This is a genomic window from Streptomyces sp. NBC_01451 (assembly GCF_036227485.1).
Lineage (GTDB): Bacteria > Actinomycetota > Actinomycetes > Streptomycetales > Streptomycetaceae > Streptomyces.
This window is the reverse complement of sequence record NZ_CP109479.1, coordinates 5343434-5360804: the sequence shown is the minus strand read 5'-3', so window position 1 is coordinate 5360804 and position 17371 is coordinate 5343434. Positions and strand designations below refer to the sequence as shown.

10 protein-coding genes and 1 tRNA gene are annotated in these 17371 nt (G+C 70.6%); 1 reads left to right on the top strand and 10 read right to left on the bottom strand.

What is annotated here, in order from left to right:
- The first annotated feature begins 61 nt into the window (after positions 1-61).
- Positions 62-769, top strand: coding sequence for a hypothetical protein (locus OG595_RS23435; protein WP_157876897.1), 708 nt, complete (start codon positions 62-64; stop codon positions 767-769).
- A 34-nt stretch (positions 770-803) separates the two neighbouring features.
- Here OG595_RS23435 and OG595_RS23430 read toward each other — a convergent pair whose 3' ends face one another.
- From OG595_RS23430 to OG595_RS23385, 10 genes are all read right to left on the bottom strand, one after another.
- Positions 804-1214 carry a hypothetical protein gene (locus OG595_RS23430; RefSeq protein ID WP_159015132.1) on the bottom strand — a complete coding sequence of 137 codons (411 nt, stop codon included), beginning with the start codon at positions 1212-1214 and terminating at the stop codon, positions 804-806.
- 278 nt (positions 1215-1492) lie between these two features.
- A tRNA-Thr gene (locus tag OG595_RS23425) sits at positions 1493-1566 on the bottom strand.
- 106 nt (positions 1567-1672) lie between these two features.
- The gene (locus tag OG595_RS23420; RefSeq protein ID WP_329275104.1) at positions 1673-3202 is read right to left on the bottom strand and encodes an alpha/beta hydrolase; all 1530 of its coding nucleotides are present in this window, start codon (positions 3200-3202) and stop codon (positions 1673-1675) included.
- A gap of 221 nt (positions 3203-3423) precedes the next feature.
- Complete coding sequence (locus tag OG595_RS23415; RefSeq protein ID WP_329275102.1) at positions 3424-4629, bottom strand: DNA polymerase III subunit delta'; 1206 nt, start codon at positions 4627-4629, stop codon at positions 3424-3426.
- 164 nt (positions 4630-4793) lie between these two features.
- Positions 4794-8093, bottom strand: a complete 3300-nt coding sequence (tmk, locus tag OG595_RS23410; protein ID WP_329275099.1) for a dTMP kinase — start codon at positions 8091-8093, stop codon at positions 4794-4796.
- A gap of 308 nt (positions 8094-8401) precedes the next feature.
- Complete coding sequence (gene topA / locus OG595_RS23405; protein ID WP_329275097.1) at positions 8402-11257, bottom strand: type I DNA topoisomerase; 2856 nt, start codon at positions 11255-11257, stop codon at positions 8402-8404.
- A 266-nt stretch (positions 11258-11523) separates the two neighbouring features.
- Positions 11524-11721 (bottom strand): hypothetical protein, encoded by a 198-nt coding sequence (locus OG595_RS23400; protein ID WP_329275096.1) that lies wholly within the window; start codon positions 11719-11721, stop codon positions 11524-11526.
- Between the two features lie 521 nt (positions 11722-12242).
- Positions 12243-13766 carry a class I SAM-dependent methyltransferase gene (locus OG595_RS23395; RefSeq protein ID WP_329275094.1) on the bottom strand — a complete coding sequence of 508 codons (1524 nt, stop codon included), beginning with the start codon at positions 13764-13766 and terminating at the stop codon, positions 12243-12245.
- Positions 13767-13884: 118 nt separating this feature from the next.
- Positions 13885-14481, bottom strand: coding sequence for a small secreted protein (locus tag OG595_RS23390; RefSeq protein WP_329275092.1), 597 nt, complete (start codon positions 14479-14481; stop codon positions 13885-13887).
- A gap of 251 nt (positions 14482-14732) precedes the next feature.
- Positions 14733-17138 carry a sodium-translocating pyrophosphatase gene (locus tag OG595_RS23385; RefSeq protein WP_329275090.1) on the bottom strand — a complete coding sequence of 802 codons (2406 nt, stop codon included), beginning with the start codon at positions 17136-17138 and terminating at the stop codon, positions 14733-14735.
- Positions 17139-17371: the final 233 nt, after the last annotated feature.

Here is a 17371-nt window from a genome sequence, read left to right as displayed (position 1 = left end):
CCATGGCGATGGGCAGTGGCCCTCTGGCGCGGAGCCGGGAGGATCTATACGTTCGCGGACCATGAGTTGGACTACTGCGCTTGCTGTGTTCGGTGCGAGTACGGGCGCCTTCGGAGTGGCCTGGCAGGTCTGGAGCCATTGGCTCACGGGCGGTCGAGTTCAGGTGCTCGCCTTACGTGGACACCGCAGCGACGATCGCTGGGAGATATCGACATCGGTGGTCAACATCGGTCGCCAGGACGTGACTGTGCACGGGTACACCGTCTGGTTAGACCTGGACGGGATGCTGTGGAAGCGTCTGCGGTGGAAGGCTCGGATGCTGTTCAAGGTCGGTCTCGCCCAAGTACGCAGCACTCTGGTCACCTTGCCGCCTTCGTTCAATGTCAGTGGCAACGGGTGGCTGCGGGACGGGAACGGCGGCATCCAGTTCCCCGTGGTGGTGCGGGCCGGGTCCACCCTCCGGCTGCCGAGCATTCTCCTGGGGTGGGAGTCGGATGCGCGGTGCCGGCCGCGGGTCGCGATCCACTTGGGCTCGGGGAAACTCGTGCAGGCCGAGGCGCGTCCGGCGGATGTGTTCGAGCCGTTGGACGTCACTTCACAGTTCCGGATCGTCGCGTACATGGAGGTTGACACCCGGTCGGATGAGCTCGCGGGCCGCCCAGAGGGAAGCAACGGAGGGCCGACCCGGGTGACCACGAGCGTGAGGAGCCGTGGGAACAATCGAGTCGACAGCGTGATCCATATCGACGAGCCATCCGACCCCGTGTGACGAGTCGCGTCAACTCGCAGCGGGATTCGCCTGGTCAATGCGGGGCCGGGTGCTCGCGGTGCACGGTGTAAGGGAAGACCCCGAGGCTGCGGCAGTCTTCGCACAGGGATTGCATCCTTATCCCGGAGCCGTCGCCGCGGAAACGGATGCGCCCGGCGGCTCCGCAGGCTTCGCAGGTGTGCTCGGACGCGGTCTCGGCGGCATCGGTCAGAGCGGCGGCTTGGTCGGCGAACTCGCCGTCGAACTCGCCGGCCTCGAAGCGATCGACGACGCTGACCCGCAGCCCGCCGAGCTGGGTGCCGAACTCCTCAACCCGGTAGACGGGATCGAGCGCGGACAGGTCGCGATGGAGCTGGTCCAGCAGCTCGGTCCATCCGGGGCCGACGGTGGTGACCCAGGCCGGGATCTGTCGCGAGGTGTCGGTGACGTGGTTCGTGTCCGTCATGCCACCCATGGTGACGTGGGGGTGTGACAACGGGCCCTCGGCAGGGTAGGGCTGACACACACCTCTGCGCTTGTGGAGATCGAACAAAGCGCCTGCTGCGTTGCCGGCTCCCAGCTCGCGCGTCCTGGCCACACACCTGCAGCGCCGCTGCAGGAATGGCCGCACCTCGGCCTCACCTCGCCGTCGACAGGCCCTCTGAGCGCTTCAGCCCTCACCAAGAAGGGTCAAGGGCAAGGAAAAACCCCAGGTCACGGCGAGTGAGTCCTGGGGTTTTCCGGAGCCGCCTTCGGGATTCGAACCCGAGACCTACGCATTACGAGTGCGTTGCTCTGGCCATCTGAGCTAAGGCGGCGCGCTGTCCACACCATGGTGCGATCAGCAACGTCCGCAAGTCTACACAGTTTCCGGGGGTGCTCCGCACACCCCCGGAGGCCCCCGTACCGGCGCCCGCCGCGCCGCTACGAGCAGCGCTTCCCCTCCGCCGGAGGGGTCCCCCGGAGCAGATAGGTGTCGATCGCGTCGTCGATGCAGTCGCTGCCCCGCCCGTACGCCGTGTGACCGTCGCCCTCGTACGTCAGGAGGCGGGCCGAGGAGAGCTGGCGAGAGAGGGACCGGGCCCAGCGGTACGGGGTAGCCGGGTCGCGGGTCGTGCCGACGACCACGATCGGGGCGGCGCCCTTCGCCTCGATGCGGTGCGGCTCGCCCGTCGGCCGAACCGGCCAGTACGCGCAGCTCAGGGAGGCCCAGGCCATGACCTCGCCGAAGACGGGGGACGCCTTCTCGAAGGACGGCAGCGCTTCACGCACCTGGTCGGGGGTGTTGTACGCCGCCGGGAGATCGAGGCAGTTCACGGCCGCGTTGGCGAACATCAGGTTCGAGTAGCGGCCGTCGGCGTCGCGCTCGTAGTAGCCGTCGGAGAGGAGCAGCAGGCCCGCGCCGTCCTTGTCCCGCATCGCCGAGGTCAGCGACTCGCGCAGTTGCGGCCAGGTGCTCTCGTCGTACATCGCGGCGATCACGCCGGTCGTGGCGAGGGCCTCGCCCAGCTTGCGGCCGTCCGCGTCGCCCGCCGGGATGGGCGAGGTGTCAAGGCGGTCGAAGAACGCCTTCAGCTTCGTGCCGACCTCACGTTCCTCCCTGCCCAGCGGGCAGTCCCGCTGCCGTACGCAGTCCTTCGCGAACGCGTCGAACGCCGTCTCGAAGCCCGCCGTCTGGTCGAGGTTCAGCCGGCGCGCGGGCAGGGAGGGGTCCATCGCGCCGTCCAGGACCAGTCGGCCCACGCGGTCGGGGAAGAGGCCCGCGTACGTCGCCCCGAGGAACGTTCCGTACGACGCCCCGACGTACGTCAGCCGCCGGTCGCCCAGCACCGCCCGCAGGATGTCCATGTCCCGGGCCGCCTCGACCGTGGACACGTGCCGCAGCAGGTCGGACGAACTGCCGCCGCAGCCCTCCGCGAACTCCTTGTACGCGCCGACCAGTTCGTCCGTCTCCCGTTCGTTGTCGGGAGTCGTGTCCGTCTGTGTGTACGTGTCCATCTCGCGGCCGTCGAGGCATTCGACCGGCTCGCTGCGCGCCACTCCGCGCGGGTCGACCGCCACCATGTCGTAGCGCGCGCGGACCTCGGCCGGGTAGCCGATCCCGGCGTACGCCTGGAGGTAGCCGACCGCCGAACCGCCCGGCCCACCCGGGTTCACCAGCAGCGAGCCGAGCGGCTTGCCCGAGCCCGTGGCCTTCTTGCGGGAGACGGCGAGCCTGACGTCACCCTTGGACGGGGCGGCGTAGTCGAGGGGTGCCTTCATCGTGGCGCACTGGAATCCGGGTACACCGCACGACCGCCAGCTCAGCTTCTGCGCGTAGTACGACGCGAGGCCGGTCGGCGTGGCCGTCGAACTCGCCGCACTCGTCGAACTCCCCGTGGAACAGGCGGAGACGAGCAGCGCGGCGACCGCGAGCAATGTCCAGGTCTGACGAGGTGTGCGCCTCATATGCATTCAGCGAGCGTAACCCTGCGAAACCGACCGAATACCTTCCGTACGCAACATGACTCGTACGAGTTACGAGTCACGAGTGATGGGGGACGAGGGACGTCACACGCCATCCATCACTCATCGCCCATCACAAGCTGCGGGCTGCGGGCTGCGGGCTGCGGGCTGCGGGCTGCGGGCTGCGGGCTGCGCAAGTGGTACGACTCGCGAGTCGCCGACACCGACCGTCAGCCCGCTCTCAGCGCCAGCGTCATCGCCTCCACCGCCAGCAGGGGTGCCACGTTGCGGTCCAGGGCCTCGCGGCACGCGGCGATCGCGTCGATGCGGCGGAGCGTCGACGCGGGCGAACCGGCGCGGGCCAGGCGCTCCAGGGTGTCCTCGGCGTCCGCGTTGGCGATCGCCAGGCGGGAGCCGAACTGGATGGCGAGAACATCGCGGTAGAAGCCGGTGAGGTCGATCAGGGCAAGGTCGAGGGTGTCTCGCTGCGTACGCGTTCTCCGGCGCTTCTGGCGGTCCTCAAGCTCCTTCATCACGCCCGCCGTACCGCGCGGCATCCGGCCGCCCTGGGCCGCGCCCATCGCCTGCTTCAGCTCCTCCGTCTCCTTCACGTCGACCTCCTCGGCGAGCTGCTTGGCATCCTCCGAGGCCGAGTCGATCAGCTCCTGGGCCGCCTTCAGACAGCCCCCGACGTCCTCGACGCGGAGCGGCAGCCTGAGCACGGCGGCCCGGCGTTCCCGGGCCCGCGCGTCCGTGGCGAGCCGGCGGGCGCGGCCGATGTGCCCCTGGGTGGCCCTGGCCACGGTGTGCGCGACGTTCGGCTCGATGCCGTCCCGGCGGATGAGGATGTCGGCCACCGCCTCCACGGGTGGAGTACGCAGGGTGAGGAGGCGGCAGCGGGAGCGGATCGTGGGCAGCAGGTCCTCGATGGACGGAGCGCACAGCAACCACACCGTGCGCGGCGCGGGCTCCTCGATGGCCTTGAGCAGGACGTTGCCCGCGCCCTCCGTGAGGCGGTCCGCGTCCTCCAGCACGATGACCTGCCAGCGTCCGACGGCCGGTGACAGCTGGGCCCGCCGGACCAGGGCGCGGGTCTCCTTGACGCCGATGGAGAGGAGGTCGGTGCGGACGACGTCCACGTCGGCGTGTGTGCCCGTCAGGCTCGTGTGGCAGCCGTCGCAGAACCCGCAGCCGGGGACTCCGCCGAGGGCACGGTCGGGGCTCACGCACTGCAGGGCGGCGGCGAAGGCGCGGGCCGCTGTGGACCTGCCGGAGCCGGGCGGGCCGGTGAAGAGCCAGGCGTGCGTCATCTTCGACGCCTCGGGCTGGGGCTCGCCCGCGGCGACGGCGGTGACCAGGGCGTCGGCATCCCGCGCGGCGGCCTCCAGCTGCGCGCTCACCTTCGCCTGGCCCACCAGGTCGTCCCACACCGGCATGGGAGCACCACCCTTTCGTCACACCTTGTCGGCGACGCCGCTTCGTCACACCGTTTCGACATACCGTTTCGTCACGGCTTGCCTCGCGAAGTCCATTGTGCGGGTCCCCACTGACAACGAGTCGATCCCCACTGACAACGGGTGCTCACTGACAGCGGCCCGCCTCAGCGGCGCCGCCCGCCCCGCCCCCGCCCCTCGTCCCGGTCGTCGTCCGAGCGTGCCCCGAACAGTTCGTCGGCCAGCGTCGGCAGGTCGTCCAGCGGAGTCTCCTCCGCCCAGTCGGAACGCGGGCGCCGACGCGGGGCGCCGTCGGCATCGAGCTGGGGCAGTTCCCGCGTACGGTCCTCACCGGCCCCGGACTGACCGTCCGCACGCTCGTCCCGGAAGAACCCCGGCGGCACACGATCCGCTGGCGCGCTGTCCCGCCGACCCGTGCTGTCCTCCCGTACGGCAGGCAGCACCGCGGTCTCATCGGCCGCACCCGGCACCACGGGCGGCAGCACAGCCGTGTCGTCGGCGGCCCCCGAAGGAACCGGTGGCAACACCGCGGTCTCGTCCGCCGCGCCGGGCACCACAGGACGCAGCACCGCCGTCTCGTCCGTCGCCCCCGAAGGAACCGGCGGCTTCTGCAGCTTGGCCGTCACCTCGGAGTCGGAAGCACCGGACCGGCCGCCCCCAGCCGCACCGGACCTCGCAGCCGCACCTCCGGCCGCCGCCGTACCCGTACCAGCACCCGAAGCCGCGCCGGTACCCGAAGCCGCTTCCCCGGCATCAGCCGCGGAAGCCGTCGCCGCCGAAGCCGCGGCAGCCTCCGCCGCAGTGGTCGCAGCGGCGGTCGCCGCCGCCTCCGCGACACGCTGCCGTTCAGCCTCCGCGACGCGCCGACGCTCCGCCTCCGCCCGTACGAGCGCCTCCTCGGCCTTCCGCTGCTTCTCCAGCCGGCGTTCCTCCGCCTCCGCGTGCAGCCGTGCCTCCTCCTCGGCCTGCCTGCGGCGGCGGTCCTCGTCGGCCTTGCGGCGGGCCTCGGCCTCGGCGCGGGCCTTCTCCTCCGCGAGGAGCCGTACCCGCTCCTCCTCGGCGCGGCGGCGCGCGTCCTCGGCCCGCTGCCGGGCCTCCTCCGCCTGGCGTTCGGCCTCGCGGCGCTGCGCCTCCTCCAGCTCGCGGCGCTTGCGCTCCTCCTCCTCGGCGCGCAGCCGGGCCAGCGTCTCCTGGCGCTCGCGCTCGACGCGTTCCTCCTCGGCCTTGCGCGCGGCCTCTTCCTCCGCCTTGCGCCTGGCCTCCTCCTCGGCCGCCCTGCGTGCCTCCTCCTGTGCCTTCACCTCGGCCTCGGAGAGGGGCAGCATCTGGTCGAGCCGGTGGCGGACGACCGTCGTGACGGCCTCGGGCTCCTGGGCCGCGTCCACGACCAGGTAGCGGCCGGCGTCGGCGGCGGCCAGCGTGAGGAAACCGGACCGCACGCGCTCGTGGAACTCGGCCGGCTCCGACTCCAGCCGGTCCGGCGCCTCCGTGAACCGCTCCCGCGCGGCCTCCGGGGAGACGTCCAGCAGGACGGTCAGATGCGGGACCAGGCCGTCGGTCGCCCAGCGCGAGATGCGGGCGATCTCCGTCGGGGAGAGATCCCGGCCGGCGCCCTGATAGGCCACCGACGAGTCGATGTACCGGTCGGAGATGACGACAGCGCCGCGCTCCAGGGCAGGCCGTACGACCGTGTCGACGTGCTCCGCGCGGTCCGCCGCGTAGAGCAGCGCCTCCGCGCGGTGCGACAGGCCGGCGCTCGACACGTCCAGCAGGATGGACCGCAGCCGCTTGCCCACCGGGGTGGCCCCCGGCTCGCGCGTGACCACGACCTCGTGGCCCTTGGCCCTTATCCACTCGGCGAGCGCCCTCGCCTGCGTGGACTTGCCGGCCCCGTCGCCGCCCTCCAGGGCGATGAAGAACCCGGTCGAGGCGAGTGCCTGCGCGGGGTCGTCTCCGCCGCGCACCGCGTCCCGCAGGTCGTGCCGCAGGGGTACGCCGGAACGGTCGTCGACCTTGGCGAGGACCAGCGCGGCCACCGGCAGCAGCAGCGCGCCCACCAGCATCAGGGTGAACGCCGCGCCGCCGTGCGCGAACACGAACTTGCCGCTCTCCAGACGGTGCGGGCCGATGAGGGCGGCCACCAGGGGGGCGATCAGCGCGGCCAGTGCCACGGACACCCGTACGACCGCGTGCAGGTGCTCGGTGAGCCGCGTGCGCCGCTGGTCCTCGGTCTCCTGGTCGAGCAGGGTGTGCCCGGTGTTGGCGGCGATGCCCGCGCCGATGCCGGCGAGCCCGACGATCAGCAGCACCGTCGTGACGTCCGGGACCAGCCCGGCGGCGAGCAGCGCGACCCCGGTGAAGGCGACGGCCAGCGCGAGCAGCCGACGCCTCGACAGCGCCACCAGCACCTTCGGTGCCGTACGGATTCCGATGACCGTGCCGCCGGTCAGCACGAGGACGAGGAGCCCGAACGTCACCGGGCCGCCGCCCAGGTCCTTGGCGTGCAGGACGGCCACGGAGACGGCCGCCGCGACCGCGCCCGAGACGGCGGCGCAGGCCAGGACGAGCAGCGGGATCGCGCCCGTACGGCCCGTGTCGGCCGCCGTGCCGGACTTGGGGCGGCGCAGGCCTTCGAGCGGTGACCGCGCGCGCGGGGTGCGCGTGTCGGGCAGCTCCAGGGCGGTGAGCACGGACAGCGAGGCGGCGAACAGTCCGGCCGCGACATACGACCCGAAGGCCGCCTGGTGCCGACTGAACCATTCGATGCCCGTGCCCAGCAGGTTGTTGACAAGCCCGGCGACGACGAGCGCGGCGCCCGCGAGCGGCAGCGCGACGAAGGTCGTACGCAGGGACAGGCGCCGCAGGGCGTCCATGTGGTCCGGCAGCGGGCGGACCGTGGCCCCCTCCGGGGGAGGCGTGGGCAGCAGTGCGGGCGCCGCGCTCTCCCGGCACACCGTCCAGAAGCGCTCGGCGACGCCGGTCACGAAGGCGGTGACCAGGAGGACGGCGAGGGCGTTCTCAGGCGTCCAGTCGATCCACAGGGGCGCGATGATCATGAGTATGGTGCGCAGGCCGTCGGCGCCGACCATGGTCCAGCGGCGGTCGAGCGGGCCCTCTCGCGAGGTGATCGACGTGAGCGGGCCGAGCAGGACGGCGCCGAAGAGCAGTGTGGCCAGAACCCGTGCCCCGAAGACGGCCGTCACGGCGAGCGCCACACCCCGGTCGCCGCCGCCGAACGAGCCCTCGGCGACGGCCGCCTGAAGGACGAGCACCACCAGGACCAGCAGCGCGAGCGCGTCACCGACACCGCCCACCAGCTGCGCGCTCCACAGCCGCTTCAGCTGGGGCTGCCGCAGCAGGGCGCGGACGGCGCGTTCGCGGGAGTCCGCGACCAACGCGTCGTCGGGGGCCTGGGGGGTGGCCGTTGGCTGCTCTGCTGGCGTCATGCTTTCAGCCTATCGGCAGCCACCGACAGGTCGAAGTGGCCGTCCGACGTACGACCGCCCCGACACCTGATGGTGCCGGGGCGGTCGTGTCGCGAAGCCGGCGTGACGGCGAAGTGAAGATCGGTCACCACGGCCGGTCACCACGGCCGGTCACCACGGCCGGTCAGCCCAGCCGATCACCGCAGTCCGTCAGCGCAGTACGTCACCGCAGTCCGTCAGCGCAGTCCGTCAGCGCGCTCGGCCGCGACCGTTCACCGGTGTTCATCCGTGTCGACCGATGATCACCGGTGTCGCCGCGGCCGACGGACTCACTCCTCGCCCGTGACCGTGGCCCTCGCGGCGGTCGCCTTCTTGGCCGGCGCCTTCTTCGCGGCCGTCTTCTTCGCGGTGGTCGTCTTGGCCGCCGTCGTCTTCTTGGCGGCGGTCTTCGTCGTGGCGGCCTTCTTGGCGGGGGCCTTCTTCGCCGGAGCCTTCTTCGCTGTCTTCTTGACCGGCGACTTGGCGCGCTTCTCGGCGAGCAGCTCGTAGCCGCGCTCCGGGGTGATCTCCTCGACGCTGTCGCCGGAGCGCAGGGTCGCGTTGCTCTCGCCGTCGGTGACGTACGGCCCGAAGCGGCCGTCCTTGACGACCACCGGCTTTCCGCTGACCGGGTCCGTGCCCAGCTCCTTCAGCGGCGGCTTGGCGGCGGCCCGGCCACGCTGCTTGGGCTGGGAGTAGATCTCCAGCGCCTCTTCGAGGGTGATCGTGAAGAGCTGGTCCTCGGTCTGCAGCGACCGCGAGTCCGTGCCCTTCTTGAGGTAGGGCCCGTAGCGCCCGTTCTGCGCGGTGATCTCCACGCCCTCCGCGTCCTTGCCGACGACCCTGGGCAGGGACATCAGCTTGAGCGCGTCCGCCAGCGTCACCGTGTCCAGGGACATCGACTTGAACAGCGAGGCCGTGCGCGGCTTGACGGCGTTCTTGCCGGTCTTCGGGGTGCCCTCGGGGAGCACCTCGGTGACGTACGGGCCGTAGCGGCCGTCCCTGGCGATGATCTGGTGGCCGGACTCGGGGTCGGCGCCCAGCTCGAAGTCGCCGCTCGGCTTGGCGAGCAGCTCCTCCGCCAGTTCGACGGACAGTTCGTCGGGAGCGAGGTCCTCCTGCACGTCGGCGCGCTGGTGGTTCTCGGAGTCCTTCTCGCCACGCTCGATGTACGGGCCGTAGCGCCCGACGCGCAGCACGATGTCGTTGCCCACCGGGAACGACGACACCTCGCGGGCGTCGATCGCGCCCAGGTCGGTCACCAGCTCCTTGAGACCGCCGAGGTGGTCCCCGTCGCCGTTGCCCGCCTCGGCCGCGCCGCCGACGGCGGGAACGGGAGCGCCATCGGTGCCCACCCCGAAGTAGAAGCGCCGCAACCACGGCACGGACTGGGCCTCGCCACGGGCGATGCGGTCGAGGTCGTCCTCCATCCGGGCGGTGAAGTCGTAGTCGACGAGCCGCCCGAAGTGCTTCTCCAGGAGGTTGACGACGGCGAAGGACAGGAAGGACGGCACCAGGGCCGTGCCCTTCTTGAAGACGTAACCGCGGTCGAGGATGGTCCCGATGATCGAGGCGTACGTCGACGGGCGGCCGATCTCGCGCTCTTCGAGCTCCTTGACCAGCGACGCCTCGGTGTAGCGGGCCGGGGGCTTGGTGGCGTGCCCGTCGACCGTGATCTCCTCGGCGGACAGGGCGTCGCCCTCGTTCACCTGGGGCAGACGGCTCTCGCGGTCGTCCAGCTCGGCGTTCGGGTCGTCGGCGCCTTCCACGTACGCCTTCAGGAAGCCGTGGAAGGTGATCGTCTTGCCGGAGGCGCTGAACTCGGCGTCACGGCCGTCGGCGGACGTGCCCGCGATCTTCACGGTGACCGAGTTGCCGACCGCGTCCTTCATCTGGGAGGCGACCGTGCGCTTCCAGATCAGCTCGTAGAGCCGGAACTGGTCGCCGGTCAGGCCCGTCTCGGCCGGAGTGCGGAAACGATCACCCGACGGACGGATCGCCTCGTGCGCCTCCTGCGCGTTCTTGACCTTCCCGGCGTACGTCCGCGGGGACGAGGGGAGGTAGTCGGCGCCGTACAGCTGGGTGACCTGGGCGCGGGCGGCGTTGATCGCCGTCTCCGACAGGGTCGTGGAGTCCGTACGCATATAGGTGATGAAGCCGTTCTCGTACAGCTTCTGCGCCACCTGCATGGTCGACTTCGCGCCGAAGCCGAGCTTGCGGCTGGCCTCCTGCTGGAGCGTCGTCGTACGGAACGGGGCGTACGGCGAGCGGCGGTACGGCTTCGACTCGACCGAGCGGACGGCGAAGCTGGTGTCCGCCAGGGCGGCGGCCAGGGCGCGGGCGTTCGCCTCGTCCAGGTGGAGGGTGTTCGCGCTCTTCAGTTGTCCCAGGGAGTCGAAGTCGCGGCCCTGTGCGACGCGCTTGCCGTCGACGGCCGCGAGGCGGGCGACCAGCGACGACGGGTCCGACGAGTCTCCCGCGCGGCCGGTCGCGAAGGTTCCCGTCAGGTCCCAGTACTCAGCAGAACGGAAAGCGATGCGCTCGCGTTCCCGCTCCACCACAAGTCGCGTCGCGACCGACTGGACACGGCCGGCCGACAGGCGCGGCATGACCTTCTTCCACAGGACCGGCGAGACCTCGTAGCCGTAGAGACGGTCGAGGATGCGGCGGGTCTCCTGGGCGTCGACCAGCTTCTGGTTGAGCTCGCGCGGGTTGGCGACGGCGGCCTGGATCGCGGCCTTGGTGATCTCGTGGAAGACCATCCGCTTGACCGGGACCTTGGGCTTCAGGACTTCCTGGAGGTGCCACGCGATGGCCTCGCCCTCGCGGTCCTCATCGGTGGCGAGGAAGAGTTCGTCGGAGTCCTTCAGCAGGTCCTTGAGCTTCTTGACCTGGGCCTTCTTGTCCGCGTTGACCACGTAGATCGGCTGGAAGTCGTGTTCGACGTCCACCCCGAGGCGGCGCACCTCACCAGTGTACTGCTCGGGTACCTCGGCGGCGCCGTTGGGGAGGTCGCGGATGTGCCCGACGCTCGCCTCGACGACGTATCCGGGGCCGAGATAGCCCTTGATCGTCTTCGCCTTGGCAGGCGACTCGACGATGACGAGTCGGCGGCCGCCCTGTGCGGTCTCGCTGGTCGGGGACAACTTCGCTCTTCTCTCCGGTCGACACTGGGGTCTCCCCCGGCCTTGTTCCCGGGGTCGGGTCATGCTGACGCTGCGGAGTGTGACGGTACATCCCGCCCCCGTGTCAAACGGGAAAAGCCCGCAACGGCCACTCGAACGGTAACCCGACTACCGCCATTCCTGCCGCCCGGAGTGTCGACCTGCCCCTTCGAGCTTATTCGGAGGGTGACCTACCAGTTACCTGCGCGGCCACGCCGTGTGCGCCTCCCATACGCCTCCCGCCCACCTCACACACGGGTCAGGCACCATGCGGCGACCCCGACGGCGACCAGCGCGGCGACGCTCGCGAGGACCGCCGATGCGACGGGGTTCACACCGTGGGCGACGGGCGCCCGATGCCGTACCCGGGCCGCGGTCCACACCAGCAGCCCGCCCCCGAACAGGGCGAACACCACTCCCGCGAAGATCGCCGGTCCGCTCTCCATACTCCTGTGCGCCCCTTTCCTCCGGCCCGGGAGTCCCCGGCCCCGGGAGGCTGGCACGTCCGGGAAGCGTCCACGCGAACCCGAGGTGAACACCGGGCGGACAGGGGCCAGGCGCCCCGGTGCGTACCCGCCGACCGCCCTCGGCGCCCTCGCGGGAAGGGCCGGCCGGCCACGTTCCGTCGCGGGCGAGGCCCATGAATCTCACAGGCGGCGGCGCGCGGCCCGCCCGGGTCCGGCCACCCCAACTCGGCGTGAATATGCCGCTCGAACCTCGCCAACCACGCACTCGGTACGGCGGCACGGGCACCGCGAGCGGTCGGCCCACGCCACCCGCGCGCATCCCCATGCCTCGCGCGCCGCCCCTGTGCCTCCCACTGCCGTACGGCGGAGGCGTACGCGACCTGCCGTACCCGTATCGGCCGCCGAGCCCCCCTCCGCCATGGTCGTCACGACGTAGACAACAGGCTCACCGCCACGGAACCGGCAGTACAGGGCCCCACGGCACCGGACCCGGCACGCGCTCACCCGCCCGACGGCTCCAGGAAGCCCTGCTCCACCAGCAACCGGATCTGCGCGGGTGTGCGGTCCCGCAGCGACACCGGGTCCTCGCCGACCAGCTGGGCGATGGCGTCCAGAATCCGCCCGGCGCTCAACTGGCCGTCGCACACGCCCGCGAAGCCCGCGCCGACCGTGTCCACCTTGGTGGCGCGGCGCATCCCGCGGTGCTGGCGCAGCACCACGTGTTCCGGGTCCTCGGCGCCGGGCAGCCCGACCTGCTCCTGCACGACCTCGTCCACCAGTCTGAAGTGCCCGGCGAGCAGGGACGCGTCGTCGTGCGTGCGCAGGTAGTCCACACGCTCGAAGTGGGCGCGAACCGTGTCCCCGAGGGGCTGTTCTACGGGATGCGGCCATTCCTCCACGGTGACCGAAGGCGCCGTCGCCCCCGTCCTCCGCAGCGTGATCCAGCCGAACCCGACCGCCTTCACCTTGCGCGTCTCGAACTCGTCCAGCCAGGCGTCGTACCGCGCCCGGTACTCCGCCGGGTCGGAGCGGTGGTCGCCGGCGTCGCGCAGCCACAGCTCGGCGTACTGCGTGACGTCCTGCACCTCGCGCTGCACGATCCAGGCGTCGCAGCCGCGTGGCACCCAGGACCTGAGCCTGTCCTGCCAGTCCTCCCCCTCCACGTGCTGCCAGTTGGCGAGGAACTGCGCGAACCCGCCCTCACGCAACCGCTCCCCCGCCTCCTGAACGAGCGTGCGGCACAGATCGTCCCCGCCCATCCCGCCGTCGCGGTAAGTGAGCCGCGCGCCCGGCGAGATCACGAACGGCGGGTTGGAGACGATCAGGTCGTACTTCTCGTCGTCCCGGACCGGCTCGAAGAGCGAGCCCTCGCGCAGGTCGGCCGCAGGTGCGCCGGACAGCGCGAGCGTCAGCGCGGTGATGTGCAGGGCACGGGGGTTGAGGTCGGTCGCCGTCACGCGCGTGGCGTGCTGGGCGGCGTGCAGCGCCTGGATCCCGGAGCCGGTGCCGAGGTCGAGCGCGGAGCCGACCGGCGTACGGACGGTGATGCCGGCGAGGGTCGTGGAGGCACCGCCCACCCCGAGTACGACGCCCTCATGGTGACTGCCGATGCCGCCGGCTCCGCCGACCGCGCACCCGAGGTCGGACACGATGAACCAGTCCTCGCCGCCCGGCCCGCCGTACGGCCGTACGTCGACGGCGGCGGTCACCCGGCCGTCGTCCCCGGACACCAGCCACCCGCTCGCCACGCAGTCGTCGACGGGCAGCACGCCCGCCACGCGCGCGCGGGGCACGGACTGCTGCAACAGGAACAGCCGTACGAGCTGTGCCAAGGGCGTGTCGCCGCGGGTCGCCCGGAGCGCGGGCACGGTCTCGCTGCGCGCCAGGGCGGCGTACGCGGGCGCGCCGAGCAGGTCGAGCAGCCCGTCGGCGGTGAAGTCGGCGGCCAGAAGCGCGGCCCGGAGGCTCGCGGCGGCATCGGGGCGGTCGGCGGAGGGCAGGGCGTGCAGGCTGGCGTTACTCACGCCCCCTATTGTGTCCGCCCTGCCGCTCCGCCGCGCACGCCTGTGGACAGACGCGCGCGGACACCCCGTACGCCTGTGGAAAACTCCCGCCGCGGCTCGGCAGGGTCCGGCGGAGCGATCAGCCGGCCGTCGAGGAGGCCGCCGGGGACACCGGGGTCGACTTGCAGCTCTCCTGCTCGGCCATCGACTTGCCGACGTCGCCCTCCTCCAGGGCCTTCAGGGCGTCGTTCCCGCTCTGGCTCAGCTTGTCCAGCTGGGTGGCGACACCCTTGAGACCGTCGGCGAACTTCGCCTGGTTCTTGATGTCGAGTCCGTCCACCTGCTTCTTCAGGCCCGCGTAGGAGGCCGAGATGTCGTTGAGTTCCTTGACGGCGTTCGCCTTCTTCGTCTCGCCGTCGTCGACGTTCGGCGCACCCGCGGTGTTCACGGCCGCGCCGATCGCCTTGTAGGCGTCCGCCATGTCCTGGAAGGCCTGCGCGTCGGTCTTCTGGACGGCCGCCGGGGTGCTGTTGTCGGAGGTCTCCTTCTGGATCGCGGCATTGGCTGCCTCGATCTTCTGCGCCTGCGGTTTCACCGCGTCGCACACCTGCTTGGCCCAGGCATCCAGCTTCTCGTTGCCGTCGTCGCTGCTGCATCCCGACAGCGCCAGTACCAGTACCGCACCGCCGGACAGTGCGACCGCGAGCTTCTTGTTCACCGGATTGGTCCCTTCCATGGCTCTCGGCCCCGGAACATACACGGCAACTGGGCGACATCAGCATGACGGACATCCGCTTGATGTGTTATTGCCGCCATTTGCACCAAGAGAGAGCCAAGAGAGAGAAGGCTCACGGAAAAGGCGTGCAACCCACGTCGAGCGGGCGGACGACGCGTCACAACGCGCCGCCCGCCCGCTCGTTGACCGGTTCCTGACCAGCCATAAGACATCGTGGAAGACGAATCCGTGGTCCGCGGACCCTGCTCGGGCTACGAGACCACCGCGGGATCAGCCGACTTGGCTTCCCGTTCCGCCTCCTCCGCCTCGTCCTCCCCGGCGACCCCGCGCCGTTTGGAGACGTACACCGCGCCCACGATGACCGCGATCGACACGACGGCGATGACGATGCGCAGGGCGAGATTCTCGTCGTCGCCGTAGCTGAACTTGATGATCGCGGGCGCGACGAGCAGCGCGACCAGGTTCATCACCTTCAGCAGCGGGTTGATGGCGGGACCCGCGGTGTCCTTGAAGGGATCGCCGACGGTGTCCCCGATGACGGTCGCCGCGTGGGCCTCGCTGCCCTTGCCGCCGTGATGGCCGTCCTCCACCAGCTTCTTCGCGTTGTCCCACGCGCCACCGGAGTTGGCGAGGAACACCGCCATCAGCGTGCCGGTGCCGATCGCGCCCGCGAGGAACGAGCCGAGCGCGCCGACCCCGAGCGTGAACCCGATGGCGATGGGCGCCAGGACAGCCAGCAGCCCGGGCGTGGCGAGCTCCCGGAGCGCGTCCTTGGTGCAGATGTCGACGACGCGCCCGTACTCCGGTTTCTCGGTGTAGTCCATGATCCCGGGATGCTCGCGGAACTGCCGCCGCACCTCGTAGACGACCGAACCCGCCGACCGCGAGACCGCGCTGATCGCCAGTCCGGAGAACAGGAAGACGACCGCCGCGCCCGCGATCAGACCGACCAGGTTGTTGGGCTGCGAGATGTCCATCACCAGGTTGAGCGGCCCGCCCTCGCCGACCTTCTCGCCGACATCGCGCGCCGCGGTCGTGATCGCGTCGCGGTACGACCCGAAGAGCGCCGAGGCCGCCAGGACCGCGGTGGCGATGGCGATGCCCTTGGTGATGGCCTTGGTGGTGTTGCCGACGGCGTCCAGGTCGGTGAGCACCTGCGCGCCCGCGCCCTGGACGTCGCCGGACATCTCGGCGATGCCCTGGGCGTTGTCGGAGACCGGCCCGAAGGTGTCCATCGCGACGATCACACCGACCGTGGTGAGCAGACCGGTGCCGGCCAGCGCCACCGCGAACAGCGCCAGCATGATGGACGTACCGCCGAGGAGGAACGCCCCGTACACGCCGAGGCCGATCAACAGGGCGGTGTAGACGGCCGATTCGAGCCCGATGGAGATGCCGGCGAGGACGACGGTGGCCGCGCCGGTGAGGGAGCTCTTGCCGATGTCCTTCACGGGTCGGCGGGTGGTCTCGGTGAAGTAGCCGGTCAGTTGCTGGATCAGGGCCGCCAGCACGATGCCGATGGCCACCGCGAGGAGCGCCAGGATCCGCGGATCGCCGCCCTTGTCGGAGATCGCCGTGTCGGCGACCCCGTCCAGATCGGCGTACGACGACGGCAGATAGACGAAGACGGCGACCGCGACGAGTGCGAGCGAGATCACAGCGGAGATGAAGAAGCCGCGGTTGATCGCGCTCATGCCGCTCCGGTCGGAACGCTTCGGCGCCACCGCGAAGATGCCGATCATCGCCGTGAGGACGCCGATCGCGGGCACCAGGAGCGGGAAGGCGAGTCCGGCGTCACCGAAGGCCGCCTTGCCGAGGATCAGCGCGGCGACCAGCGTCACGGCGTACGACTCGAAGAGGTCGGCCGCCATGCCGGCGCAGTCGCCGACGTTGTCGCCCACGTTGTCGGCGATGGTGGCGGCGTTGCGCGGATCGTCCTCCGGGATGCCCTGTTCGACCTTGCCGACCAGGTCGGCGCCGACGTCGGCTGCCTTGGTGAAGATGCCGCCGCCGACACGCATGAACATGGCGATGAGGGCGGCGCCGAGACCGAATCCCTCAAGCACCTTCGGCGCGTCGGCCGCGTACACCAGCACGACGCAGGAGGCGCCCAGCAGGCCGAGGCCCACGGTGAACATGCCGACGACGCCGCCCGTACGGAAAGCGATCTTCATCGCTTTGTGGGAGACCTCGGTGAGATCCCTTTCCGGCTCGCCTTCCGCCGGTGTCGCCTCCCGGGCCGCGGCGGCGACACGCACATTGCTGCGCACGGCGAGCCACATGCCGATATACCCGGTGGCCGCCGAGAACGCGGCGCCGATCAAGAAGAACACCGACCGTCCGGCGCGCTGATTCCAGTCGTCAGCCGGCAGCAGCATCAGCAGGAAGAAAACGATCACTGCGAATACGCCGAGCGTGCGCAACTGCCGTGCCAGATAGGCGTTCGCGCCTTCCTGGATCGCCTTCGCGATCTCCTTCATGCTGTCGGTGCCCTCGCCCGCCGCGAGTACCTGGCGCACCAGGACCCCGGCGACCACGAGCGCCGCCAGGGCGACCGCGGCGATGACCATCACGATCAGTCGGTTGTCGTCGGTCAGTACTGCGGCTGCGAAGGTTGTGGGTTGATCGAACCGATGAGGGGAAGAAAGCCCCGCCATTCGTCCTCCTTGACGCTTGGACTGAGCTCAAGATGTGGACGGATTGTAGGTACCGGAAACTGATCAAAACAGTACGCGGTTGACGGAATTCAACTTCCCGTACCTTCCGCAAATGATCGATAATCCTCGACGAGGACGCGCGACTCCGAAAAACGGTAACGCTTCAAAGACATTGTTGCGTGATCAAATTACCGCTCCATTGATCGTGAAGCAATTCACGAAACGCCGTGCAC

Excerpts from the sequence above, each read along its gene's own strand:
- tmk (WP_329275099.1), bottom strand. The coding sequence starts at position 8,093 with ATGACGCCAGCAGAGCAGCCAACGGCCACCCCCCAGGCCCCCGACGAC.
- OG595_RS23390 (WP_329275092.1), bottom strand. The coding sequence starts at position 14,481 with ATGGAAGGGACCAATCCGGTGAACAAGAAGCTCGCGGTCGCACTGTCC.
- OG595_RS23385 (WP_329275090.1), bottom strand. The coding sequence starts at position 17,138 with ATGGCGGGGCTTTCTTCCCCTCATCGGTTCGATCAACCCACAACCTTC.
- OG595_RS23435 (WP_157876897.1), top strand. The coding sequence starts at position 62 with ATGAGTTGGACTACTGCGCTTGCTGTGTTCGGTGCGAGTACGGGCGCC.
- OG595_RS23430 (WP_159015132.1), bottom strand. The coding sequence starts at position 1,214 with ATGACGGACACGAACCACGTCACCGACACCTCGCGACAGATCCCGGCC.
- OG595_RS23420 (WP_329275104.1), bottom strand. The coding sequence starts at position 3,202 with ATGCATATGAGGCGCACACCTCGTCAGACCTGGACATTGCTCGCGGTC.
- OG595_RS23415 (WP_329275102.1), bottom strand. The coding sequence starts at position 4,629 with ATGCCGGTGTGGGACGACCTGGTGGGCCAGGCGAAGGTGAGCGCGCAG.
- OG595_RS23400 (WP_329275096.1), bottom strand. The coding sequence starts at position 11,721 with ATGGAGAGCGGACCGGCGATCTTCGCGGGAGTGGTGTTCGCCCTGTTC.